The sequence below is a fragment of the Devosia sp. Root413D1 genome, assembly GCF_001425235.1.
GTDB lineage: Bacteria > Pseudomonadota > Alphaproteobacteria > Rhizobiales > Devosiaceae > Devosia_A.
Genome location: NZ_LMEA01000011.1, coordinates 746,451 through 767,290, shown reverse-complemented (window position 1 = coordinate 767,290; position 20,840 = coordinate 746,451). Strand labels below are relative to the sequence as shown.

General features: G+C 66.0%; 26 protein-coding genes. 12 read left to right on the top strand and 14 right to left on the bottom strand.

What is annotated here, in order from left to right; translation table 11 throughout:
- Window positions 1-15: 15 nt before the first annotated feature.
- Window positions 16-927: an acetamidase/formamidase family protein gene (locus tag ASC89_RS21105; protein WP_056001455.1), complete on the bottom strand. Its 912-nt coding sequence runs from the start codon at window positions 925-927 to the stop codon at window positions 16-18.
- 308 nt (window positions 928-1,235) lie between these two features.
- Window positions 1,236-1,853 carry a hypothetical protein gene (locus ASC89_RS21100; protein ID WP_056001452.1) on the bottom strand — a complete coding sequence of 206 codons (618 nt, stop codon included), beginning with the start codon at window positions 1,851-1,853 and terminating at the stop codon, window positions 1,236-1,238.
- 88 nt (window positions 1,854-1,941) lie between these two features.
- Between ASC89_RS21100 and ASC89_RS21095 the strand changes: the two genes are divergently transcribed.
- The 4 genes from ASC89_RS21095 (at window position 1,942) to ASC89_RS21080 (ending at window position 4,587) form a co-directional block, all read left to right on the top strand.
- Window positions 1,942-2,409 (top strand): hypothetical protein, encoded by a 468-nt coding sequence (locus ASC89_RS21095; RefSeq protein ID WP_056001449.1) that lies wholly within the window; start codon window positions 1,942-1,944, stop codon window positions 2,407-2,409.
- Window positions 2,410-2,478: 69 nt separating this feature from the next.
- Complete coding sequence (locus ASC89_RS21090; RefSeq protein ID WP_055881132.1) at window positions 2,479-3,096, top strand: trimeric intracellular cation channel family protein; 618 nt, start codon at window positions 2,479-2,481, stop codon at window positions 3,094-3,096.
- Window positions 3,096-3,455, top strand: a complete 360-nt coding sequence (locus ASC89_RS21085) for a DUF4326 domain-containing protein (RefSeq protein ID WP_056001446.1) — start codon at window positions 3,096-3,098, stop codon at window positions 3,453-3,455. Before ASC89_RS21090 ends, ASC89_RS21085 begins: the two co-directional genes overlap by 1 nt.
- Before the next feature lie 4 nt (window positions 3,456-3,459).
- Window positions 3,460-4,587 carry an iron-containing alcohol dehydrogenase gene (locus ASC89_RS21080; RefSeq protein WP_056001443.1) on the top strand — a complete coding sequence of 376 codons (1,128 nt, stop codon included), beginning with the start codon at window positions 3,460-3,462 and terminating at the stop codon, window positions 4,585-4,587.
- Between the two features lie 194 nt (window positions 4,588-4,781).
- On the opposite strand, the gene ASC89_RS21075 is transcribed toward ASC89_RS21080, so the two are convergent.
- Window positions 4,782-5,489: a GntR family transcriptional regulator gene (locus ASC89_RS21075; RefSeq protein ID WP_055881123.1), complete on the bottom strand. Its 708-nt coding sequence runs from the start codon at window positions 5,487-5,489 to the stop codon at window positions 4,782-4,784.
- Between the two features lie 169 nt (window positions 5,490-5,658).
- Between ASC89_RS21075 and uxuA the strand changes: the two genes are divergently transcribed.
- Window positions 5,659-6,876 (top strand): mannonate dehydratase, encoded by a 1,218-nt coding sequence (gene uxuA, locus ASC89_RS21070; protein WP_056001440.1) that lies wholly within the window; start codon window positions 5,659-5,661, stop codon window positions 6,874-6,876.
- On the top strand, window positions 6,876-7,949 hold the full coding sequence (locus ASC89_RS21065) for a Gfo/Idh/MocA family protein (RefSeq protein WP_055881118.1): 1,074 nt from the start codon (window positions 6,876-6,878) through the stop codon (window positions 7,947-7,949). The genes uxuA and ASC89_RS21065 overlap by 1 nt, the downstream gene beginning before the upstream one ends.
- Window positions 7,950-8,133: 184 nt before the next feature.
- Here ASC89_RS21065 and ASC89_RS21060 read toward each other — a convergent pair whose 3' ends face one another.
- The 6 genes from ASC89_RS21060 to ASC89_RS21035 form a co-directional block, all read right to left on the bottom strand.
- Window positions 8,134-8,649: a hypothetical protein gene (locus tag ASC89_RS21060; RefSeq protein ID WP_056001437.1), complete on the bottom strand. Its 516-nt coding sequence runs from the start codon at window positions 8,647-8,649 to the stop codon at window positions 8,134-8,136.
- The gene (locus tag ASC89_RS21055; RefSeq protein ID WP_056001434.1) at window positions 8,650-9,792 is read right to left on the bottom strand and encodes a succinylglutamate desuccinylase/aspartoacylase family protein; all 1,143 of its coding nucleotides are present in this window, start codon (window positions 9,790-9,792) and stop codon (window positions 8,650-8,652) included.
- A 2-nt stretch (window positions 9,793-9,794) separates the two neighbouring features.
- A complete protein-coding gene (locus ASC89_RS21050) occupies window positions 9,795-10,541 on the bottom strand; it encodes an ABC transporter permease subunit (RefSeq protein WP_055881110.1) in 747 nt (248 codons plus the stop codon).
- The gene (locus tag ASC89_RS21045) at window positions 10,541-11,383 is read right to left on the bottom strand and encodes an ABC transporter permease subunit (RefSeq protein WP_055881107.1); all 843 of its coding nucleotides are present in this window, start codon (window positions 11,381-11,383) and stop codon (window positions 10,541-10,543) included. The genes ASC89_RS21050 and ASC89_RS21045 overlap by 1 nt, the downstream gene beginning before the upstream one ends.
- A 57-nt stretch (window positions 11,384-11,440) precedes the next feature.
- Window positions 11,441-12,205 (bottom strand): transporter substrate-binding domain-containing protein, encoded by a 765-nt coding sequence (locus ASC89_RS21040; RefSeq protein WP_055881105.1) that lies wholly within the window; start codon window positions 12,203-12,205, stop codon window positions 11,441-11,443.
- Between the two features lie 228 nt (window positions 12,206-12,433).
- Window positions 12,434-13,216, bottom strand: coding sequence for an ABC transporter ATP-binding protein (locus ASC89_RS21035; RefSeq protein WP_056001431.1), 783 nt, complete (start codon window positions 13,214-13,216; stop codon window positions 12,434-12,436).
- 133 nt (window positions 13,217-13,349) lie between these two features.
- Here ASC89_RS21035 and ASC89_RS21030 point away from each other — a divergent pair, with 133 nt between their 5' ends.
- Window positions 13,350-13,550, top strand: a complete 201-nt coding sequence (locus ASC89_RS21030) for a CsbD family protein (protein WP_055881100.1) — start codon at window positions 13,350-13,352, stop codon at window positions 13,548-13,550.
- A 166-nt stretch (window positions 13,551-13,716) separates the two neighbouring features.
- Here ASC89_RS21030 and ASC89_RS21025 read toward each other — a convergent pair whose 3' ends face one another.
- The 3 genes from ASC89_RS21025 to ASC89_RS21020 form a co-directional block, all read right to left on the bottom strand.
- Window positions 13,717-14,082, bottom strand: coding sequence for a YciI family protein (locus ASC89_RS21025; protein WP_056001425.1), 366 nt, complete (start codon window positions 14,080-14,082; stop codon window positions 13,717-13,719).
- 194 nt (window positions 14,083-14,276) lie between these two features.
- Window positions 14,277-14,444, bottom strand: coding sequence for a DUF1328 domain-containing protein (locus ASC89_RS28245; RefSeq protein ID WP_082528208.1), 168 nt, complete (start codon window positions 14,442-14,444; stop codon window positions 14,277-14,279).
- A 318-nt stretch (window positions 14,445-14,762) separates the two neighbouring features.
- Entirely contained in the window at window positions 14,763-15,557 is a 795-nt protein-coding gene (locus ASC89_RS21020; RefSeq protein ID WP_056001422.1) for a response regulator, read from the bottom strand.
- 74 nt (window positions 15,558-15,631) lie between these two features.
- Between ASC89_RS21020 and ASC89_RS21015 the strand changes: the two genes are divergently transcribed.
- Together ASC89_RS21015 and ASC89_RS21010 are read left to right on the top strand one after the other, a co-directional pair.
- The gene (locus tag ASC89_RS21015; RefSeq protein ID WP_407065077.1) at window positions 15,632-15,922 is read left to right on the top strand and encodes a NepR family anti-sigma factor; all 291 of its coding nucleotides are present in this window, start codon (window positions 15,632-15,634) and stop codon (window positions 15,920-15,922) included.
- 4 nt (window positions 15,923-15,926) lie between these two features.
- Window positions 15,927-16,481 carry an RNA polymerase sigma factor gene (locus ASC89_RS21010; RefSeq protein WP_055881092.1) on the top strand — a complete coding sequence of 185 codons (555 nt, stop codon included), beginning with the start codon at window positions 15,927-15,929 and terminating at the stop codon, window positions 16,479-16,481.
- Here the strand turns inward: ASC89_RS21010 and ASC89_RS21005 are convergent.
- Complete coding sequence (locus tag ASC89_RS21005; RefSeq protein WP_056001419.1) at window positions 16,478-16,831, bottom strand: hypothetical protein; 354 nt, start codon at window positions 16,829-16,831, stop codon at window positions 16,478-16,480. The two genes, ASC89_RS21010 and ASC89_RS21005, sit on opposite strands and share 4 nt — an antisense overlap.
- Before the next feature lie 147 nt (window positions 16,832-16,978).
- Here ASC89_RS21005 and ASC89_RS21000 point away from each other — a divergent pair, with 147 nt between their 5' ends.
- The 3 genes from ASC89_RS21000 (at window position 16,979) to ASC89_RS29150 (ending at window position 20,315) form a co-directional block, all read left to right on the top strand.
- Window positions 16,979-17,740: a Crp/Fnr family transcriptional regulator gene (locus ASC89_RS21000; protein WP_055881088.1), complete on the top strand. Its 762-nt coding sequence runs from the start codon at window positions 16,979-16,981 to the stop codon at window positions 17,738-17,740.
- Between the two features lie 109 nt (window positions 17,741-17,849).
- A complete protein-coding gene (locus tag ASC89_RS20995; protein WP_055881085.1) occupies window positions 17,850-19,244 on the top strand; it encodes a sensor histidine kinase in 1,395 nt (464 codons plus the stop codon).
- A gap of 129 nt (window positions 19,245-19,373) precedes the next feature.
- Window positions 19,374-20,315: a diacylglycerol kinase family protein gene (locus ASC89_RS29150; protein ID WP_055881082.1), complete on the top strand. Its 942-nt coding sequence runs from the start codon at window positions 19,374-19,376 to the stop codon at window positions 20,313-20,315.
- 290 nt (window positions 20,316-20,605) lie between these two features.
- Here the strand turns inward: ASC89_RS29150 and ASC89_RS20985 are convergent, their stop codons facing one another.
- Entirely contained in the window at window positions 20,606-20,839 is a 234-nt protein-coding gene (locus tag ASC89_RS20985; RefSeq protein WP_055881079.1) for a hypothetical protein, read from the bottom strand.
- Window position 20,840 lies beyond the last annotated feature (1 nt).

Sequence of the window (20,840 nt, the reverse complement as noted above, 5' to 3'; positions counted from 1 at the left end):
TGCCGCCTCCAGCGGTTACTTGGGCGGCAGCCACTGCTTGGGGATCTTGCACACCATGGTGTAGGCGGGGTCGTAGACGTTGCCGACCTCGTAGCGCACCACCTGGCCCATCAGGTGGCTGGCGGCGGTCTTACTGAGCCCGTACTCGGTGCAGAGCCAGTTGAACATGTCATTGGTGGCGTGCTGCAGCGCCTGGTCGAGCGGCCGGGCATTGCCGACCGAGAAGATTTCGGTAGCGCTCTCGCCGCGCGGCCACACCAGCTTCCGGCCCTTTTCGACGGTCAGCCGCACTTCGACCTCGTAGCTGGTCTCGATGCCGGTGCCGACGATCTCGCCATCGCCCTGCACGGCGTGGCAATCGCCGAGAAAGAACAGCGCGCCGTCGACCGCCACCGGGAACCAAACCGTCGCGCCCGGGCCGAAGCCGCGATAATCCATGTTGCCGCCATTCTCGGCGCTGGTGGCGGTGGAAAAGGCCTGGCCGAGGCTCGGCGCCACGCCGAAGCAGCCGATCATCGGCTCGAGCGGCAGCACGAAATGCTCGAGCCCCTTGACCGGCGGCTGCAGCTGGGCGGTGCCGGCCTGCCGGTCGATCGACCAGGTGACGGTCTCGCGCGAGGGCAGGTCGCGCACCGATTCCGGATCGACGACGTTCCCCGCCAGCGACGAGCGGGTCCAACCGGTGGCGCGGTTCGGTGTCATGCGGAGGATTTCGACCTTCAGCGCGTCACCCGGCGCGGCGCCCTCGATGAAGATCGGCCCATTCATCGGGTTCGGCCCGGGCTGGCGCTGCACCCCATCCTTATCGAAGCCCCAGGCATCGAGCGTCTCGGTGATCACGATATCGCCCGAGGCGATGGTGAAGGCAGGGGGGCGCGTGCCCAGCACATTGTGCCACTCGGTGGCAACAAAGCGATGCGTGGTCATTGGGGTGGTTCCTCCTCGGCGCATAGGGGTAGCGGGAGCGGGGAGGGTTGTCACTTACCCATCAGCAGGATCGGGCATGACCCACCGGCCGTCATCCCGGCGAACGCCGGGACCCACCGCTCGGAGGGTGGGGCGAGCACGGACCGCTCCGGTCTTTCACGGCAAGGTCGGAGGGATCGCGCGCGTTGAGAAGTCGGAGCACTGGGTCCCGGCATTCGCCGGGATGACGGCCGGGGGAGGAGGAGGGTTCGAGAATCTCCGGATAAATTCCCCCGTAAGGGGGGCGATGTGGCCCCGCCGGTGATCCCTCACAACCCCGCCAGCCACTCCGCATATTCGGCCTCGTGCCGCCCCTCGAAATTCGCCATCCCCGGCTTGGTCAGCACGCCGCGACGGGGTGGGATGAAGGAGTGGATGCGGCGCTTGGGGTGTTCGCGCCAGTTGACGTTGACCGCGGCGAATTTGGGGAAGAACTCGAGTTCGTCATAGGGCAGGTGGTCGTGGATCCACCAGCCGAGCGCTTCCCAGCGGCCGGTGGCCTCGTAGTATGGGATCAGCGCATGGACGATGATGCAGGCGGTGGCGCCGATGCCGCCCAGGGCGTCGCGGCGGTCCCAGATATGGCCGCCGAAATTGGTCTCGTTGCGCCCGCAATTGAGGTCATGCTCGTTGCCGAACTGGTTGACCGCGGGCGAGCGATAGGCCGAGCGGATCGAGATGCGGCCGAAGCGCGCCAGCAGCGGTTCGAGGCACGCCTCGCAGAGGCGTTTGCCGGCTGCGATGGCGAGGTCGGGATCATCGGGAATATTGGGGATACCATAGAAACTGGCGATCTCCGAATAGAGGAAGTCGCGCATGAAGAAGTTCTGGCTGAGCCGCACCCGGCCCAGTTCCTCGAGGCCCTTCATGCTCTGGGGTTTTCGCATCCTCAATATCCTGCGGTCTGTTCGACTGATGATACTGTGCGCTATCAATGGTTTGGCGGACCACCCGTTTCCAACAGGAGTTACGAGAATGCTGAAGCTAGTCGCCGCTGCCCTGTTCGCCGGCTTGCTCGGGGCGCTGCCCGCCATGGCGCAGACCGGGGCCGAAGTCGATGACGCCATCACCACCGACCTCGGCGATGCGGCGCCCTATCACACCGCGTTCGACGCCATTCACCAGGCGGTCGCCGACGACAACGCCGCCGGGGTGGCCGAGTGGGTGTCCTACCCGATTACCGTCAGCGTCGGCGGCAAGGCGCTGACCATCAACGATGCCGCTCAGTTCGAGACCGAGTACGAGACGATCATCACTGGCGACATCAAGGACGCGATCCTGACGCAGCAGTGGGAAGCGCTGTTCGTCAATGCCGATGGTGTCATGTACGGCAATGGGCAGGTCTGGCTGAACGGCATCTGCAAGGATGACGCCTGCGCCGAATTCGACGTGAAGATCATCACCATCCAGTCAACCGCCGATCTCACCCCGAAGGCCAACTAGCCCACGGGGCGATTCGTCTGCTCTAGTGTCCTCCGTGGGAAGCCCTTCAGGGCAACCGCGGGGGACGTCATGCTGCTGCAGATCATCTTTTATGTCGCGATCACCGCTGAAGCGATGACCGCCGCGCTGGCGGCGGGGCGCCGCAAGATGGATTGGTTCGGCGTCTGCGTGCTGGCCTGCGTCACGGCGCTGGGCGGCGGCACGGCGCGCGACCTGGTGCTGGGGCATTACCCGCTGATCTGGGTCGAGAACCCGTATCTGCTGATCATCTGCTGCGCCGCGGCGTTTATCACCATTGCGCTGGCCCGTTACATGGCGGCGCTGCGCTGGCCGTTCCTGCTGCTCGATGCGCTGGGGCTCGCCGCCTTCACCATCATCGGCTGCAATGTGGCGCTGGAAATGGGCCAGCAGCCGATCATCGTGGTGGTGGCGGGGATGATCACCGGCATTGCCGGCGGCATCATGCGCGATATCCTCTGCAACGAGGTGCCGCTGGTGTTCTCGTCCGAGCTCTACGCCACCGTCGCCATCATTTCGGGTACGCTCTACTATCTGGGCCGCGCCATGGAGGTGCCACACGATATGCTGGTGCTGGGTACCATCGCCATCGGCTTTGCGGTGCGCGTCGCGGCGATCGTGTGGAAGCTCGAAATGCCGAAATTCGTCTACGACAAGGAGCTACGCTGATGGCTCGCCCACAACGCCTGCAGCTGTCGCGCCAGGCCGGCTTCAACCTCCAGGTGATTTCGCAGGCGCTCAACGGCTTGCCGGCGAAGCTGATCACCCGGCCGGGGCGGTGGGGCAACCCGTTCACCATCGACGACACGGCGAAGCGCTATGGGCTCGACCATGCGGCAGCGCAGGCCAAGGCGGTGGAGCTTTGCGGGCAGTGGCTCACTGGCACGCTCGATCCGGCTTTGTCGCCGGGGGCGCCGCCGGAGCGGGCTGTCATCCGGGCTGAACTCAGGGGATATAACCTTGCCTGCTGGTGCAAGGCGGGGACGCCCTGTCACGCAGACACATTGATCGAACTGGCGAACGGATAGGCTGATGGCACGGATAAACTACCTCACGAGCATCGAGTTCGGCGCGGGCGCCCTCTCAACCCTTGCCGAAACGGTGGAGGAGTTCCGGCTCAACCGGCCGCTGCTGGTCGCCGATCGCGGCATCCTCGCGGCGGGGCTGGTGGCCGAGGCGCTGGCGCGTCTGCCGGCCGAGACACCGGTGTTCCTCGATACCCCACCCAACCCCACCGAGGGGGCGGTGATCGCGGCGCTCGAACAATATCGGGGCGAAGGCTGCGACGGGATCGTCGCCATCGGCGGCGGCTCGCCGATCGATCTCGCCAAGGGGGTGGCACTGCTCGCCACCCACCCCGGGCCGCTCGAACAATATGCGATGATCTATGGCGGGCTCGAACGGATCGGCGCCAAGGTGGCGCCGCTGATCGCGGTGCCGACCACGGCGGGCACCGGTGCCGAAGTCGGGCGGGCGGCGCTGCTGACGCTCGACGATGGGCGAAAGCTCGGTTTCATCTCGCCGTACTTGATCCCGAAGCGGGCGATCTGCGACCCGGCGCTGACCTATGGCCTGCCGGCGGTCCTGACCGCCGCCACCGGGCTCGATGCGCTCAGCCATTGCATCGAGACGCTCTGCTCGCCGCGGGTCAACCCGCCGGCCGAGGCGATTGCACTGGATGGGGCAGGGCGGATCTGGCGGCATCTCGAAACCGCCTGTCGCGATGGTCGCAACGCCACGGCCCGCTCGGAGATGATGATGGGCGCCCTGATGGGCGGGCTCGCCTTCCAGAAGGGGCTGGGCGCGGTGCATGCGCTGAGCCACGCGCTGGGCGGCCTCAAGGATGTTTCCCTGCACCACGGCACGCTCAACGCCATCCTGATGCCGCCGGTGCTGCGCTTCAACGGCCCGGAGATCGGCGAGAAGCTGGGGCGGCTGAAGGCCGCGATGGGCTTCCCGCCGGCCGCGGACCTGGCGCGCGAACTCGATACGCTCAACCGCCGTCTCGGCATCCCCGAGGGGCTACGCGGGCTCGGGGTGCGCGAAGATCACTTCGACTGGGTGATCGAGCGGGCGCTGGCTGACCACAGCCACGCGACCAACCCGCGCCTGGCGACGGCCGAGGACTATCGGCAGCTGCTGGAAGCGGCGATGGATTGAGGGGGAGGGGAGCGAGAGCAGCGGTCTGGGTGATCAGCGAACGCTCCACCAACTCGGTGTCATCCCAGCGAAAGCTGGGAACCATCTATCAGCTGGTGCGGGCGGTGAGTTGGGTCCCAGCTTTCGCTGGGATGACACCGGATGAGGGGGCACGTTAGTGCCCTCCACGGTCCTCTAACACACCGTCCAAGCCCTCACTCGTCCGCAAACAGATCCGCGTGTTCTTCCGCCAGCTTGGGCAGTGACGGCGCCAGTTCGTTGAGATGCAGGCGCATCATGCTCACGGCGCCGTCTACGTCGTTGCGCTCGAGCGCGTCGACCACGGCGGTGTGCTGGGCGATCACCTGCGGGCGCGGGGTGGCCTGGGGGAAGCCGAGGAAGCGGACGCGGTCGAGCTGCGCCTTGAGGCTGACGATGTGGCGCCAGGCGTGCTCGACCCCGCCATGCGCGGCGATGGCGCAGTGGAAATCGTCGTCGAGCCGCATGAAATCGATCAGCTTGCCGGCGAGCGCCACCCGCTGCTCGGCCACCAGCTCGCGCAGTTCGGCGATGCCCGACGGCTTGATCCGTTCGGCGGCCTTGCGGATTACCGCCAGCTCGATAGCTTCGCGGATGAAGCGGGAGTTCTGCACCTCGCGGATCGAGATCAGCTTAACGAAAGTGCCGCGCTGCGGCCGCACCTCGACGAGGCCGGCTTCCGCCAGCTTGATGAAGGCCTCACGCACCGGTTGGCGCGACACGCCCATATAGCGGGCGAGCTCGGCCTCCGAGAGCAGGTGCCCGGGCCTGAGCTGCAGCTGCACGATGGCATTGCGGACCGTATCGTAGACCCGCTGGCTCATCGAAAGCTGCCGCGTTCCGGCGATGACGGGCTGGTTTACCAGCTCCAGTTCAATGGTCATGTTGACTCCCCCAACGCTGCCATACTAGCACCGGTTGGCGCGGTTGGAAGCGCTAGAGCATTTCGCCGTTTCATTGAACGGCGAAATGTTCGAAGCCGGTAAGTAATCGCGCTTTCGAGGCGGAAAAGTCGCAGAACTTTCCCCCTCCTGGCGCTGTTGGAGAAGCCAAATGAGGCAGACGTGGCGCTGGTTCGGTCCGGCGGACCTGGCAAGCATCGATGACATCGTGCAGGCCGGCGCTGAGGGGGTGGTGACGGCGCTGCACCACGTGCCCAACGGGGTGGTGTGGAGCGCCGAGGAAATCGGCAAGCGCCAGCAGCAGATCAGGCAGCGCAAGGACGGCACGCCCTCCGGCATCGCCTGGGACGTGATCGAAAGCCTGCCGGTGTCCGAGGACATCAAGAAGCAGAAGGGCGCCTGGCGCGAGCATATCGCCAACTACCAGCAGAGCCTCCGTCACGTCGCGGCGGCGGGCCTCAGGACCGTCTGCTACAATTTCATGCCGGTGCTCGACTGGACCCGCACGGACCTGCGCTACCAGGTGGCGCATGGCGGCACCTGCATGCGCTTCGACATCAACGATTTCGCGGTGTTCGAAATCCACATCCTCAAGCGAGCCGGGGCGACCGAGAGCTTTGCACCCGAGGTGGTCGCCGAGGCAGCGCGCCGGTTTGCCGGGATGGATGACGCGGCGCAGCAGCAGCTGTCGCGCAACGTGACGATGGGCCTGCCCGGTTCGACCGAAAGCATGACGCTCGATGATGTCAGGGCGCACCTCGCCGAATATCAGGGGATCTCGCCCGATCAGCTCCGCCGGCACTTCGTCGATTTCCTTTCGGAAGTCGTGCCGGTGGCCGAGGAGGTCGGGGTGCGGCTCTGCTGCCACCCGGACGATCCGCCGTTCCCGCTGCTCGGCCTGCCGCGCATCATGTCGACGGCCGCCGACTACCGGCACATTCTCGATGCGGTCGACAGCCCGGCCAATGGCATGACCTTCTGCTCGGGGTCGCTCGGGGCGCGCCCCGACAACGACCTGCCGGCGATGATGCAGGAGTTCGGGCCGAAGGTGCATTTCCTGCATCTCAGGAACGTGCGCCGCGAGAGCGACGCCATTTCGGGGTCGTTCTACGAGGACGAGCACCTGGCCGGGAGTACCGACATGGTGCCGCTGATCGCCGCGATCCTCACCGAGGAAGCACGGCGCAAGCGCGAGGGCCGCGAGGACGCGCAGATTCCGATGCGCCCCGACCACGGGCAGGACATTCTCGATGATCTCGGCCGCCGGGCCCAGCCGGGCTACCCGACCATCGGCCGGCTGAAGGGCCTCGCGGAGCTGCGCGGCGTGATGACGGCGCTGGCACATCGCGAGTTCGGGCTCGGCCTCTGATGGCGCCGATCCGCTTCGGTCTCGTCGGCGGCGGCTGGCGCGCCGAATTCTTCACGCGCATCGCCCGCGAACTGCCGGAGCGGTTCCAACTGGTCGGCGTGGTGCAGCGCGACCCCGCCAAGGCGGCGGCATTCGGGGCGCAATGGGGCGCGCCGGCCTTCGCGAGCTATGCGGAGCTGGCGGCGGCGGGCCCGGACTTCGTGGTGCTGTCAGTCAAGGCGGAGGCGCATCTCGCCATCCTCACCGAGCTGCACCGGCTTGGCCTCGCGGTGCTGTGCGAAACGCCGGCGGCGCTCGACCTCGAGACCATGATCGCGATCTGGCGGCTGGTGGAGCAGGGCTTTCGGCTGCATATCGCCGAGCAATACCTGTTCCAGCCGCTGCACGCGGCGCGGCTGCAGGTGATCGCCAATGGCGGGCTCGGCCGGGTCAGCCTCGCCCGCGTTTCGGCGGCGCATGGCTATCATGGCGTCAGCCTGATGCGGCAGTTCCTCGGCATCGGTTTCGAGGAGGCGGTTATCCGGGGCAAGCTGTTCGAGGCGCGGGCGCTCGAAGGGCCGAACCGCTTCAGCTGGCCCGACAGCGAACGCTTCGTCACCACGAAGCAGACGTTGGGCGAGTTCGATTTTGGCGACAGGCTGGGGCTGTTCGATTTCACCGACGTGCAGTACCGCTCGCCCGTGCATTCGCATCGCGTCGTCATCCGCGGCGACCGTGGCGAGATCGCCGACCTCGAGGCGCGGGTGATGCCGGTCTATGGCCAGCCGCTGACCAAAATCTTCACCCGCAGTGAATCCGGCCGCTACGGGAACCTGTTCGGTTACGCGCTCGAAGCGATGCTGTGCGGCGACGAGGTGGTGTGGACCATGCCGTACCCCAATGCCCGGCTGATGGACGACGAGATCGCCATCGCCGTGGCGATGGAACGGATGGGGGCGTTGGCGCGCGGACGGGGTGAGGGGCCGTACCCCTATGCCGAGGGCGCGCAGGACCAGTATCTGTCGCTGCTGATGCATGAGGCAGCGAGGAGCGGCGAAACGGTGCGGAGCAGCCGGCAGCCCTGGGCGGGGTAGGGTACGGCCCGTGCAGAGTGCGTCCCCTCTCCCCCCTGGGGAGAGGGTCAGGGTGAGGGGCGCCAAGCACACCGAAAGAGCCACCGCTGGGTGACGGACCATGCTTGGTCTTGTGCGCTTGGCGCCCCTCACCCCAGCCCTCTCCCCAGAGGGGCGAGGGGGCGCAGACTGCGGGCCGCGGGGCTTACCCCTCAGGCAATCCCGTCTCGTTGCGAATGAACGCCGCCACCTTGCGGAGGTCCTGACCTTCGCCGCCCTCGGTGTATTGCCGCGACCTCAGCGCCAACTGAATCTTCCGCCCGTCGGTCAGCGTCAACCAAAGCACGTCGTGACGCGGCCGCTCGGCGTGGTCTTCGGCCACCTTGAGCGCCGCGACCTCCTCGAAGCCCAGCTCGAGCACGACATCCTTGCCGCGGTCGTGTTTCTGCTCGGAGCGGATGCGGCGGGTCTTGGGGTCGAAGGCGGTGACGATGCTGGTGGTATGAGGCCTCAGATACAGCACCGCTGCGGCAATGACGGGGGCGGCGATGCAGATGGCGGCCGAGACCAGGCGAAAGGTCGGATCGGGGATCTGCTGCTCGAGCATGAAATAGAGCAGCGCTGACACCACAACGGACCCCGCGAGCCACATGGCCCGCGGCGGTTGCTGGTGGGTGGCATAAAGGGTCAGCGCGCCGTTGTTGCGCCTCAGGTCGATCATCTAGTCCTCGAGCAGGTAGGCGCCCTTGCGGCCGCTGAGCGGTGTCTTGCCGACGATCTTCATGATGCCGGCGCCGCGCGGCGCATATTTGGCCATGGCGCGCGACAGCACCAGACCATCGGTGCCGGCAAGGATCGGGGTGCGGGCCATGAAGGCTTCGGGCCCGTCGAGCGCGATCAGGTCGGCGACCGGCTGGCCCTTCGTGACCCGTTCGCCGAGCTCGGCGCGATAGGCGACGAGGCCGGGGCGGTCGGCCCTGACGATCTCGGTAGCATCGAAGGGCGTCGCTTCCGAAAGCGGGGCAGGGCGCGCGCCCGGATCGGCGTCGATCAGGTTGCGCTCGCACAGAAAACCCCATAGCCGACGCGCATCGTCGGCGCCGAAGTGATCGAACACGTCGGCCTGGCCGCGATATTCGAGCGTCGCGGTGGCGCTCGCCATCGGCACGGGCTTGCCCGGATTGGCCAAAGCCACCTTGCGGTAGAGCTGCGGAAGCACCTCGTCGAAGGAGCCGCCGCCGCTGTCGGCGGCGGTCAGCGTCGCCGCGGCGCCAATCCAGTCGGCAAGATCCTGCAGTTCGGGCATCAGCTCGGGCGAGGTGAAGATGTGGACCAGCGAGTCGTCGTCGCAGTGGAGATCGAAGACGAACTCGGCATCGTGGGCCTCCTTCAACACCAGCAGGCGCAACTGCTCGTTGGCGCTGCGCGGCTGCTGCGCGTCGATCCAGTTGGCGACGGCCTTGCGGATCAGGTTGACGTTGAAGCGCTCGTCGTCGGACAGCCGGCCGTTCAGCTGCGAACGGATCGCGGCGAACAGGTCGGGCCAGCGGCGGTTGAAGTTGATGCCGGTATTGGCGTCGTAGCGGCCGATATGGCGCCGCAGCGAGAAACTCGCCATGCCGAGCGGGTTGACCAGCGGCATCACGGTGAAGCGGGCGCGCAGCAGCCCCTGGTCATCGGCCTGGCGCAGCATCGGCAACAGGTGATGCAGCACCATGGTGCCGGGGTGTTCGTCGGCGTGCAAAGCCGCCTGCAGGTGGACCTTCTCGGGCGCATCCCCGGGGCCGATGACGTAATAGGTGAACTCGGTCACCGCGCCGGGCGTATCGCCCCTGAGCGGTACGACCTTTCTCTCGAATGCCATAACTACCCCCGGATCCAGCGCGGCGAGAATCGGATCGCCGGCGCTTGCGGCAGGTGTCGCATGAGATGGCGATAGACGCGCCCGAAAACGAAGAAAATGATCATCGAGACGCCGAGGAAATAGAGCCCCGCCACCGGGAAGTGGAGGAAGGCGTTGTAGTCCTTTTCGAACAGCTCGCCGGCCTTGTTCATCAGGTCCTTCTGGTCGTTGATCACCGGCAGGGTGAAGTAGACCAGGGCGGTGGTGTGGAACAGCACCACCACTTCGTTGGTGTAGGCCGGCCAGGCGATGCGGATGACATTGGGCCAGGTGACGGCGCGGAACAGCTGCAGGCGGTTCATGCCGAAGGCGCGGGCCGCTTCGATCTCGCCCTTGGGCACGTTCTGCATGGCGCCGTGGAGGATGTTGGCGGTGTAGGCGGTGGTGTTGAGCACCAGCACGGCCGGCCCGAGGATCAGCGGGTTGAGCACGATCCAGTCGATGCCGAGCGGCTTCCACAGACTGAGGTTGAAGGCCAGCGCCAGCGAGTAGAACATGAACAGCTGGATGAAGAAGGGCGAGCCGCGAAAGGCGTAGATGAAACCGCGGCTGAGGCTCGAGACCAGCCCGCTGGACGAGCCCTTGCCGAGCGCTACGAAGATCGCCAGCACGAAGCCGATGGGGATCGAGGCCGCGGCGAAATAGATGTTGAACAGCGCCGGCTTGGCGAGGATCACCAGATCGTTGGCGATGGCGGTGATGAGCTCCATCAGCTTGCCCCCGCCGTGGCCATGCCGCGTCCGGCCCAGCGCTGCAGCGCGGTGAACAGCTTTTCCGAGAGGAAGGTCAGGAGGATGTAGAAGATCAGCAGCACGAGGTAATAGCCCCAGCGCCAGTCGGGGTGGACGAGCCCGGCCGAGCGGGTGAAGTTCGGCGATCCCAACCGATCGGCCCACAGCACGATGTCGGAGATCTGCAGCAGCGACAGCAGCGAGGTCGCCTTGATCAGCAGCATCCAGATGTTGGAGAGGCCGGGCAGGGCATAGGCCCACATCTGCCGGATATGGACCCGCAGCAGCACCTGCAGCGGGCTCATGCCATAGGCGCGAGCCGCCTCGAGCTGGCCACGTGGCACCGAGTTCATGGCGCCCGAGATGACGTTGCCGGCAAAGGCGCCATAAACGATGCCGAGCGAGACGCCGGCGAGGATCAGGTACTCGAAGCTGCCGAAGATCAGGTTGGCGTCCGGGCAGAGCGGCCAGCGGCCCAGCGCCAGCTCAGCCGGCGTGCACACCGCCTGGGCGCGGATCCATTCCACCGCCTGCTCGAAAGCCAGCGGGAAGAACAGGAAGAACAGCACGTCCGGGATGCCGGGCAGCGAGTTGGTATAGGCCTTGCCGAGCAGGCGGAAGCCGGCGAAGCGCGAGTTGCGGCCGGCGGCCGAGAGCACGCCGAGCCCCAGCGCCACGGCCGCGCCGATGGCGCCGGCGGCCAGCGTATACTGCACGCTCGCATACCAGCTCAGATGCTTGCCGTTGGTGAAGTAGCCCAGCCAGAACAGCACGTCCTGGCCGAGGACGTCCCGGAGCCATTGCGGCAGAAGATCGACCATAGGGGTCCTGTAAAGCAACAGGGGCGGGAAAACCCGCCCCCGCCGTTATGTGAGGGTTCAGCCGCCGGCGAAGATCGGGCCCGGCGCCTTGTCCGGGAACCACTTGATGATCAGCGCGTCGAGCGAGCCGTCCTGCTTCATTGCATCAATGACGCCGGTGACCTTGTCGCGCAGCTCGGTATCGGCCTTGCGCACGCCGGCGCCGACGCCGCCACCCAGCATCACTTCGGGACCCACCACCTCGATGGCGCCACCCGAACCGGCGACGATCTCGGAGATATAGGAGCTGTCGGCGAGCACCACGTCGACATTGCCGGCATTGAGGTCGGCCAGCGCCTGGTCGGCGGTCTCGAACGACTTGATGGTGTTGGTGCTGCCAAAGGTGGTCTCGGCGTAGCCGGCCTGGATGGTGCCGCCCTGCACGCCGATATTCTTGCCGCTGAGCGCGTCGAAATCGAGCTTGGTGCCGGTGCGCACCATGTAGTGCGACGGATCGGGCGGGAAGTAGTTGGCGGTGAAGTCGATAGACTGCTTGCGCTCATCGGTGATCGACATGCCGGCCATGATCAGGTCGTAGTTGCCGGCGACGAGGTTGGGGATGATCGAATCCCACTCGTTGACCTGGAAGGCGCATTCGAGCGCGGCGCGCTTGCAGATCTCGTTACCGAGATCGATTTCGAAGCCGGCGGGCTTGCCGGCTTCGTCGAGGAAGTTCCACGGCGCATAGGCGCCTTCGGTGGCAATGCGGATGGCCTGTGCATTGGCGCCGGTCGCGAACATGGCGAGGGCTGCCGCCGCTGCCGCCAGAACGAGCTTGTTCATAGTCTCTCCTGTCACACCGCCGGTCTTGGCCGGCGTTCTGGCCGGTCCCACCACCGGCTGATTGGGTTGTGCCGCCCGACGGGCGGCACATGAAGCGCAACGCTAGCGCTTTTTACCGTTCGGTCAATCGTTTGCGAATTGTTGCAATCGGGGGTGCGCACCGCACTCTCAGTGATCCTCCCCCGCCACGCGGGGGAGGATCATGGAGAGGCCGGCGAAAAGTCTCAGTCACCCGTGGCCGGCGGCGCTGAGGAACTGCTTGAGGCGGGGCGAGCGGGTGTTGCCGAACACCTCGGCCGCGGTGCCTTCTTCCTCGATCTTGCCCTGGTGCAGGAAGACGACGCGGTCGGCGATGGTCTTGGCGAACTGCATGTCGTGGGTGACGAGGATCATGGTGCGGCCTTCGTCGGCCAGCAGCTTGATGACCCGCAGCACTTCCACTTCGAGCTCGGGGTCGAGCGCCGAGGTCGGCTCGTCGAACAGCATGACCTTGGGGTTGATGCACAGCGCCCGGGCGATGGCGGCGCGCTGCTGCTGGCCGCCGGAGAGCTGGCTGGGGTAGCTGCCGGCTTTCTCGCGGATGCCGACCTTGGCCAGCATTTCCAGCGCCTCGGCCTGGACTTCGGCCTTGTCGCGCTTCTGCACCTTGAGCGGCGCCTCCATGACATTGCCCAGAATGGTCATGTGGCTCCACAGGTTGAACGACTGGAACACCATGCCGAGCTCGGAGCGGATGCGGCGGATCTGCTGCTCGTCGGCGGGCTTCCGATGCGGCGGCGTGCCGGTGAGCGCAATCTCCTCACCGCCGACCTTCACCGTACCGCTCTCGGGCACTTCGAGCATGTTGATGCAGCGGAGCAGGGTGGATTTGCCCGAGCCGGACGAGCCGATCAGCGCCACCACCTCGCCCTGGCGGGCGGTGAGCGAAACACCCTTCAGCACCTCGAGCGGACCGTAGGACTTATGGAGATCGGAGATTTCGACGACGGGCGGAGAGAGGGGGTTCTGCATCCGCCGCAACAAACCCAATGCCGCGCCTCGTGGCAAGAGTTTTGCGGAACCCCTCGTCCGAAGAGGCGTTAGTCCCGTAGCGGCCACCGGTTACGGCGGCTCGTTTCCTCAGTAAGCGAGAAGGAGATTGCAAATGAATTGGAACCAGATGGAAGGCAACTGGGAGCAGTTCAAGGGCAAGGTCCAGACCCAGTGGGGCAAGCTGACCGACAATGACCTCGACATCATCAAGGGCAACCGCAAACAGCTCAGCGGCAAGATCCAGGAACGCTATGGCAAGGCCCAGGAAGAGGCCGAGCGCGAAGTCGACGACTGGTTCGACCGCCTGCACTAAGCGGTTCGGACAGCTATGAAAACTGAGCCCCGCTTCGGCGGGGCTTTTTGATTGAGGGGAGGGAAGGAGGGAGGGGGTGGTGCGGTCAGCACCGAGCGTCCCTCACCACCCCCACCCCCAACCCCTCTCCTCCTAGCGGACGCGTAGCGCCGCGGGGGGAGGGGAGCTAGCGCCCCTTATCCCTCTCCTCAAGCGTGCCGAATGCCCGCACCTCGACCGGCGCCCGGCACGCAACCGCTGCCCGCTTGCCCCAATCCAGCGCGGCGTCCATGTCGGGCAGCTCCAGCACCCAGAAGCCGCCGATGTGTTCCTTGGTCTCGATATAGGGACCGTCCGTGACCAGCAGGCCGCCATCCGGCTTGCGGCGCACGGCCTTGGCATCCCTGGTGCGACCGAGACCGCCGACGAACCTCACGATGCCGGCCGCCTGCATGTCGACGTTGAGGTCGGCGATGTCGCGACGCGTTTCGTCGCTCTCGGAGTTCGGTTCGAAATCATCGGAATGGTGGATGGCGACGAGGTACTGGGTCATGGCTCTCTCCTCAGGCGGCGCGGACGTTCACCTCTAATCGAACCAGGCGGGCGGGATTCGACAGAGCCCCGCGAAATTGTCTGACGGTGCGCGCAAAAGCTAGCGGCCCCGCCCACTCGGACGGAGCCGCTGCCACCTCAGACCGCGGACCCGGCTAGGGACGGTCCGAGTTGCTCGCGCGGAGCGTAGGGCCGCTACGACGCGCGCCGGAACAGGCCGATGATCAGGGAGATCACCAGGAAGGCGAGGAACAGGAAGAACAGGATCTGCGCGATGCCCGATGCGGCGCCGGCAATACCGCCGAAGCCAAGGACGCCGGCGACCAGCGCGATGACCAGGAAGAGCAGTGCGTATTGCAACATTCTTGTTACTCCATTGATCTCTCGGAGGAGTAACGACCGGGCGTGGGATGGGTTCCCGGGTGTCCGGGATGGAACAACGCATACTTTGCTGCAAGCCCACGGAAGGCACCACATACTGGGTGTCATCCCAGCGAAAGCTGGGACCCAAGCATCCATTTGTGTAGAGGCGAGTTGGGTCCCAGCTTTCGCTGGGATGACACCGGGGTGGTGGGACCACCCTGCGCAACGCCTGCTCTTGGCGGACAAAAGGAGCTTTTTGCGAACAAAAAAGAGCCGGGCAGAGCCCGGCCCAAATCCGGAGGGGCGTCCGGAGTTCCGTCAGGCCGCGGCGCGCGAGCCTTCGTCGAAGAACAGCGCCTGGCTGATCAGCGCCCGCACCATGTCGGGATTGAACGGCTTGGTGACGAGGAAGGTCGGTTCCGGCCGCTCGCCGGTCAACAGCCGCTCCGGGAAGGCGGTGATGAAGATCACCGGGATCGGATGAGCATGCAGGATATCGTTGACCGCATCGATGCCGGAGGAGCCGTCGGCGAGCTGGATATCGGCGAGGATCATGCGCGGCTGGGTCTTGTGATAGAGCGCTACCGCTTCCTTGTGGGTGCGGGCGATACCGACGACGCGATGGCCGAGGCCTTCGACCATCTGCTCAATATCCATGGCGATCAGCGGTTCGTCCTCGATGATCAGGATATCGGTCGCCACCTGGCGCGAGATATCGGCCGAGGCCTGCGCGAGGAGATCTGCGAACTCGGCTGAGGAGACATCGAGGATTTCGGCGGCCTCATCGTGGCTGAAGCCCTCGACGGCTACCAGAAGGAAGGCCTGCCGCGGACGGGGAGCAAGGTTCGCGAGGTTGGCCGCGGCCCGCGTTTCCCAGGGGAAACTCGAGCTCGGCTCCGGCACGCGAATGGCCGAGCTGGAGAACAGCGCCGAATAGAGCCGGTAGAGCGCAATCCGGTCGTTGGTGGATTCGGGGAAGATGCTGAGATCGGCGATCAAAGCCTCGAGGGTTGCGGCGACATAGGCATCGCCAGAAGTCTGCGAGCCGGTGACGGCGCGCGAGAACCGGCGCAAATACGGTAGATGCGGTGCGATCCGCGTGGAAAGGGACATCGATAATCTACTCCCGTGACGCTATTAGAGCTTACCATGCTGAAGAACGGGGATGCGGAAAACTTGGTTCCAGCATGTTCGGAACTTTTTTTGCCACCGCGCATTTAGTTTGCCGCGGCTGGAGTATGGGGCGTCAGATCCTGCTGTGGGGCGAAGGGTTTATGCGAGACAAAACAACAATGAATGATTTGAGCATGCTACGGCGGCGCCGCGACGATGGACTGGGGCCAAATTCCGACATCGGTAACAAGCTTCGAGCGCTCTATGGAGCGGTACAGGGCGAAGAAATCCCATCCAAGCTGATCGACCTGCTCGAGCAGCTCGACGCGGTGGAAAAGCAGTCCAAGCCCGCGAAGGGTAAATAGCGCCATGGAAGCCGAGAAGCCGAGCTTCAAGCGAGAGCTGCTGTCTACACTCCCCAGTTTGCGCGCCTTTGCTGTGTCGCTCTCCGGGCGGCACGACAAGGCCGACGACCTGGTGCAGGACACGGTGATGAAAGCCTGGGCGAAGCAGGACAGCTTCGAAATGGGCACCAATATGAAGGCGTGGCTTTTCACCATCCTTCGCAACGAGTTCTACAGCCAGATGCGCAAGCGTGGCCGCGAGGTGCAGGACAGCGACGGCGCCTTCACCGAGCGCATGGCGGTGCATCCCTCGCAATATGGCATCATGGACCTGGGCGATTTCCGCCGGGCGCTCGACCAGCTGCCCGACGACCAGCGTGAGGCGATCATCCTGATTGGTGCGTCCGGCTTCTCTTACGAAGAGGCGGCCGAGATCTGCAAATGCGCCATCGGCACGATGAAGAGCCGGGTCAGCCGGGCTCGCACCAAGCTGCAGGAACTGCTCCAGGTGACCGGCGAAGGCGATTATGGGCCGGACGCGGTGTCGGCGCAGGTCACCACCATTCCCCGGTTCACCTAGAGCGCGTGGCGCTGCCTGGCGGCAGCGCAGGCCGCCAGCAAGGCGGTGGTGTCGAACGGTTTGGCGAGCGGGGTCGCGCCGGTGAACATTGCCTGGACCGCCTGGTCAGCTGAGGTCACCACCACCGGAACGCGCGCGGCGCGCAGTGCGGCGCAGAGCGCCACGGCGTCGGCGTGGCCGAACCGCGCCTCGATCACCGCCAGGGTAAAGCCGGAGAGGTCGAGAGCGCGCGCGGCGTCTGCGTCGCCCGTGATGGTGACGTGGGCGGCGCCGGCGGCGCGCAGCGTCTGTTCGATATCGGCGGCGACGAGATACTCCTCCTCAACGACGAGGGCATGCAATCCGTGCATTGGTGGTTCCATGACGCAGTGGTGGCCGACATCGATCATGGCCGGCTCGCCGCGGTCATTTAACAAAGACATGCGCCGGGGAAGTTTGGCCGGTTTCGGCAGTTGCGTTCCCACGGCGTTGCGGCATGCTGCCGGAACCATTCAGCCGTGAGCACCGCCCTGGCCACAGTTGCCCATGCCCGCCGTATCCCCTGTGAAGCATGCCCCCTTCGGGAGAACGAGCACTTTCGCGACTTCACGCCGGAGGAGCTGAAGTTCGTTTCGAGCTTCAAGCGCGGCGAACTGGTGAGCGAACCCGCTTCCGCCATCCTGTCCGAGGGCGCGCATAGCGCGCAGCTGTTCACGCTGCTGTCGGGCTGGGCCTTCCGTTTCAAGACGCTGGAGGACGGGCGCCGGCAGATCCTCAACTACCTGTTGCCCGGCGACCTTGTCGGGCTGCAGGGCTCGGTGATTGGCGAGATGGAGCACTCGGTCGAGTCACTATCGCCGGTGGTGCTGTGCGTGTTCCAGCGCGATACCCTGCCGACGCTGTTCGAGAACCATCCCGGCCTCGCCTTCGACATCACCTGGCTCGCCTCGCGCGAGGAGCGGATGCTCGATGAGAACCTGTTGAGCGTCGGGCGTCGCAGCGCCATGGAGCGGGCCGCCTACCTGATCGCCTTCCTCTACCAGCGTTCTGAGCAGGTAGGGCAGGGCAAGGCCTCGAAACACTTGATCCCGATCACCCAGCAGCACGTGGCCGACACGTTGGGGCTGTCGATCGTCCACACCAACAAGACGCTGCGCAAACTCGCCGAGCGCCAGCTGATCCGCTGGCATGACCGGGCTTGCGAGGTGCTCGACCCCGAGGCCTTGGCCGATATCGCCGGCTGGGGCGGCCTCACCGACCGGAAGCGGCCGCTGATATGACGGGGCCCAATTGTTGCCACCGCCCGGGGCTAGGCGTGCGACATCTCATCTGGTCCGGGGGGCAAAGCCGGACTGTCCAGCACCATCCCCGGATGAGGGCGGCGTCTTGATGCTTGATGTCAGCAGCCAGTCCGTCGACACGGCCCCGCCGCGGCGCGGCCTCGTGCGGCGGGTCGCCATCATGGCGTCGCTGACGCTGGTGCTGGTGGCGGTGGCAGCGTCGCTCTACATGGTGCGCACGGTCGATAGCCAGCTTGCCGATATCGCCAAGACCTACGAGATCCGGCGGCAGGCGCGCGAACTGATGCTGTCGGTGGTCGATGCCGAAACCGGGCAGCGCGGCTACCTGATCACCCGGGACGAGGCCTATCTCAACCCCTACAATACCGCCGTCGGCAACCTGAGCCAGACCTACCAGAACTTGTTGGCGCTGATCGGCGACAACCCGACACAGCTCCAGCGCATCGAAGCCCTGGTGCCCGATCTCGATGCCAAGCGCGCCGAGATGGCCCGCACCATCGAACTGATGTCGTCGGGCCAGAGTGCCGAGGCGCTGGCATTGCTCCGCTCCGATACCGGGCTCGAGCTGATGGAGCGGATCCGCAGCGTGGTGCGGCAGGTGATCGGCGAGGAAGACGACAAGCTGATCGAGCGCAACGGCCGGATGGAACTTTACCGGCAGTTGCTGATTGCCACCATTCTCGCCGCCCTCGCGGCCGCGGCCATCCTCACCTATTCACTGCTGTCGCGCACGCAGCGCAAGGTCGCGGCGCTGGCGCAGCAGCAGAACCGGCTGAGGACCGCGAACGAGGAGCTCGAGGCGCATGTGCGGGAGCGGACGGCCGAGGTCGAGGAGGCGCGCGGCCATGCTGAGCGCGAACGGGCCCGGCTCGAGACGCTGCTGCAGGATACCAACCACCGGATCGGCAACTCGTTGGCGACGGTATCGTCGCTGCTCGGCCTGCAACTGGCACGGACCTCGTCGGACGAGGTGCGCAATGCGCTGGAGGCGGCGCAGCTCAGGGTACAGGCGATCGCCTCGGGACACCGGCGACTGCGGCTCGGGCCCGACCTCGAGACCACCGATGCGGCTGAGTTCCTCGCCGATGTGATCGACGACCTCGCAGCTGCCATGCCGCCGGACAAGGCCGTAACGTTCGAAAAGCACCTTGAAGCAATGATCATCCCGGCGCGCGATGCGACGACGCTGGGCATCGTGGTCAGCGAGCTGGTCACCAATGCGCTGAAGCATGCCTTCGCCGAGGGCCAGGCGGGCACGGTGCATATTCGCTTCGAACGCGGCCAGGATGGGGTCACCGCGCTCACCGTCGAAGATGACGGGCGCGGCATCGGCGCCAATAGCGGGCAGGACGGGCTGGGCGCGCTGATCGTCAAGCAGCTGGCGCGGCAGTTCGGCGGGACAGAGCCAGAATACCGGGCGCGCGAGGGTGGCGGCACGGCGATCACGGTGAAGCTGCCGCGGCTGGACAGGTCGGCGGGGTAGGGTACTGGCGGTGCGAGGATCCTCCCCCGCCACGCTGGGGAGATCACGGAGAGTACGGTGCACCAGCGGCGGAACCCGCTGCCCCGTCGCGCCGTTCCGCTCGTCACGGGTTAATCCCAGGGGGGCTGCATGCATTTCGTCGGGGTGTTCAACAAAGACGGCGGCACCTTCCGCACCATGGACATGGTGGCGTTCGCCGCCACTGCGGAGCGGATCTTTGCCGAGCACAGCCAATCGATCGAATGCCGGGTGGTCGATGGCGACCAGCTGAGCGCGGAACTCGAGCGCGCCGCGGCCGACCCCACCTCCGAGGTGGTGCTGGCGGGCGGCGGCGACGGCACCATTTCGGCGGCCGCGGGCATCTGTTTTGCCCACGAGATGGCGCTGGCGGTGCTGCCGGCAGGCACGATGAACCTGTTTGCCCGCTCGCTCGGCGTGCCGCTGCAGCTCGAAGCGGCGCTCGGGGCCATCGCTCGGGGGCAGGTTGCGGCGGTCGATATCGCCACCGCCAATGGCCGGCCGTTCGTCCACCAGTTCTCGGTCGGGCTCCACTCGCGGCTGGTCCGGATCCGCAACGAGCTCACCTATCACAGCCGCTGGGGCAAGATGCTGGCGAGCCTTCGCGCGATCGGGCTGGCGCTGTCGCGCCCACTGGTGTTCGAGGCCGAGATCAGCACCCGGCAGGGCACGGACCGGCGTAAGGCGACGGCGATCGCCGTCTCCAACAATGTGCTGGGGGAGGGCCATGTGCCCTATGCCGAGGCGGTCGATCGCGGCGTGCTCGGGGTCTATGTGGTCAAGCCCATGCCGCCGGCCGAGCTGGCGCGGCTGGCTTTGTCGCTGGCCTTCGGCAACTGGAAGGCGCATCCGCTGGTCTCGGAGCGCGAGGTGGCGCAGGTGAGCCTCCGCTTCCCCCACCGCAAGGCCTCGGCGCTGGCGGTGATCGATGGCGAGCTGATCCCGCTCGAACGGCAGGTGGATTTGCGGATCCATGCCGGCGGGCTGAAGGTGGTGCTGCCGGTGGTGGAGGTAGCGGGGGAGCGGGAGGATCCGCAGATCGAGGCGGTTTAGCTCACCGGCGGTGCCACATCGCCCCCTCGCCCCTCCTGGGGGCGCGAGAGGCGCCCCCGGGGGGAGAGGGCGGCAGTGAGGCCGACGGCCTCGTTGCGGGGTGAGGGGTGCCAGGCGCCCTGAAACAAGCCTCCACATCGCAGCCGCTCACCCGGTGTGCTTGGCTACCCCTCACCCTGACCCTCTCCCCAGAGGGGAGAGGGGACGCGCGCTGCACCCACAGTGTCAAAACGCAATCACCCCGCCGCGGAAACCCGGGCGGGGTGAGCAATCTACTCAAACTGTTGCAGTCAGAGGCTAGCCGCCCCTGCTTCCACCGGTTCCTGGCCGAGCTTGCGCAGGGCGTTCTCGATGGTTTTCAGGTCTTCGCCGTCGTCGCCGTCGACCGGGGTCATGCCCTCTGTGGCGCTGCGCTCCTTGGAGAGCGAGTCCGCTTCGAGCTGACGCAGGATGGTGATCTTCTCAGCATCCGCGATGTGGTCGTCGGTCAGAATGGTCACGATCTTCCGTTTGATGTGGGTCATA

Excerpts from the sequence above, each read along its gene's own strand:
- ASC89_RS21105 (WP_056001455.1), bottom strand. The coding sequence starts at position 927 with ATGACCACGCATCGCTTTGTTGCCACCGAGTGGCACAATGTGCTGGGC.
- ASC89_RS21100 (WP_056001452.1), bottom strand. The coding sequence starts at position 1,853 with ATGCGAAAACCCCAGAGCATGAAGGGCCTCGAGGAACTGGGCCGGGTG.
- ASC89_RS21095 (WP_056001449.1), top strand. The coding sequence starts at position 1,942 with ATGCTGAAGCTAGTCGCCGCTGCCCTGTTCGCCGGCTTGCTCGGGGCG.
- ASC89_RS21090 (WP_055881132.1), top strand. The coding sequence starts at position 2,479 with ATGCTGCTGCAGATCATCTTTTATGTCGCGATCACCGCTGAAGCGATG.
- ASC89_RS21085 (WP_056001446.1), top strand. The coding sequence starts at position 3,096 with ATGGCTCGCCCACAACGCCTGCAGCTGTCGCGCCAGGCCGGCTTCAAC.
- ASC89_RS21080 (WP_056001443.1), top strand. The coding sequence starts at position 3,460 with ATGGCACGGATAAACTACCTCACGAGCATCGAGTTCGGCGCGGGCGCC.
- ASC89_RS21075 (WP_055881123.1), bottom strand. The coding sequence starts at position 5,489 with ATGACCATTGAACTGGAGCTGGTAAACCAGCCCGTCATCGCCGGAACG.
- uxuA (WP_056001440.1), top strand. The coding sequence starts at position 5,659 with ATGAGGCAGACGTGGCGCTGGTTCGGTCCGGCGGACCTGGCAAGCATC.
- ASC89_RS21065 (WP_055881118.1), top strand. The coding sequence starts at position 6,876 with ATGGCGCCGATCCGCTTCGGTCTCGTCGGCGGCGGCTGGCGCGCCGAA.
- ASC89_RS21060 (WP_056001437.1), bottom strand. The coding sequence starts at position 8,649 with ATGATCGACCTGAGGCGCAACAACGGCGCGCTGACCCTTTATGCCACC.
- ASC89_RS21055 (WP_056001434.1), bottom strand. The coding sequence starts at position 9,792 with ATGGCATTCGAGAGAAAGGTCGTACCGCTCAGGGGCGATACGCCCGGC.
- ASC89_RS21050 (WP_055881110.1), bottom strand. The coding sequence starts at position 10,541 with ATGGAGCTCATCACCGCCATCGCCAACGATCTGGTGATCCTCGCCAAG.
- ASC89_RS21045 (WP_055881107.1), bottom strand. The coding sequence starts at position 11,383 with ATGGTCGATCTTCTGCCGCAATGGCTCCGGGACGTCCTCGGCCAGGAC.
- ASC89_RS21040 (WP_055881105.1), bottom strand. The coding sequence starts at position 12,205 with ATGAACAAGCTCGTTCTGGCGGCAGCGGCGGCAGCCCTCGCCATGTTC.
- ASC89_RS21035 (WP_056001431.1), bottom strand. The coding sequence starts at position 13,216 with ATGCAGAACCCCCTCTCTCCGCCCGTCGTCGAAATCTCCGATCTCCAT.
- ASC89_RS21030 (WP_055881100.1), top strand. The coding sequence starts at position 13,350 with ATGAATTGGAACCAGATGGAAGGCAACTGGGAGCAGTTCAAGGGCAAG.
- ASC89_RS21025 (WP_056001425.1), bottom strand. The coding sequence starts at position 14,082 with ATGACCCAGTACCTCGTCGCCATCCACCATTCCGATGATTTCGAACCG.
- ASC89_RS28245 (WP_082528208.1), bottom strand. The coding sequence starts at position 14,444 with ATGTTGCAATACGCACTGCTCTTCCTGGTCATCGCGCTGGTCGCCGGC.
- ASC89_RS21020 (WP_056001422.1), bottom strand. The coding sequence starts at position 15,557 with ATGTCCCTTTCCACGCGGATCGCACCGCATCTACCGTATTTGCGCCGG.
- ASC89_RS21015 (WP_407065077.1), top strand. The coding sequence starts at position 15,632 with ATGTTCGGAACTTTTTTTGCCACCGCGCATTTAGTTTGCCGCGGCTGG.
- ASC89_RS21010 (WP_055881092.1), top strand. The coding sequence starts at position 15,927 with ATGGAAGCCGAGAAGCCGAGCTTCAAGCGAGAGCTGCTGTCTACACTC.
- ASC89_RS21005 (WP_056001419.1), bottom strand. The coding sequence starts at position 16,831 with ATGCACGGATTGCATGCCCTCGTCGTTGAGGAGGAGTATCTCGTCGCC.
- ASC89_RS20995 (WP_055881085.1), top strand. The coding sequence starts at position 17,850 with ATGCTTGATGTCAGCAGCCAGTCCGTCGACACGGCCCCGCCGCGGCGC.
- ASC89_RS29150 (WP_055881082.1), top strand. The coding sequence starts at position 19,374 with ATGCATTTCGTCGGGGTGTTCAACAAAGACGGCGGCACCTTCCGCACC.
- ASC89_RS20985 (WP_055881079.1), bottom strand. The coding sequence starts at position 20,839 with ATGACCCACATCAAACGGAAGATCGTGACCATTCTGACCGACGACCAC.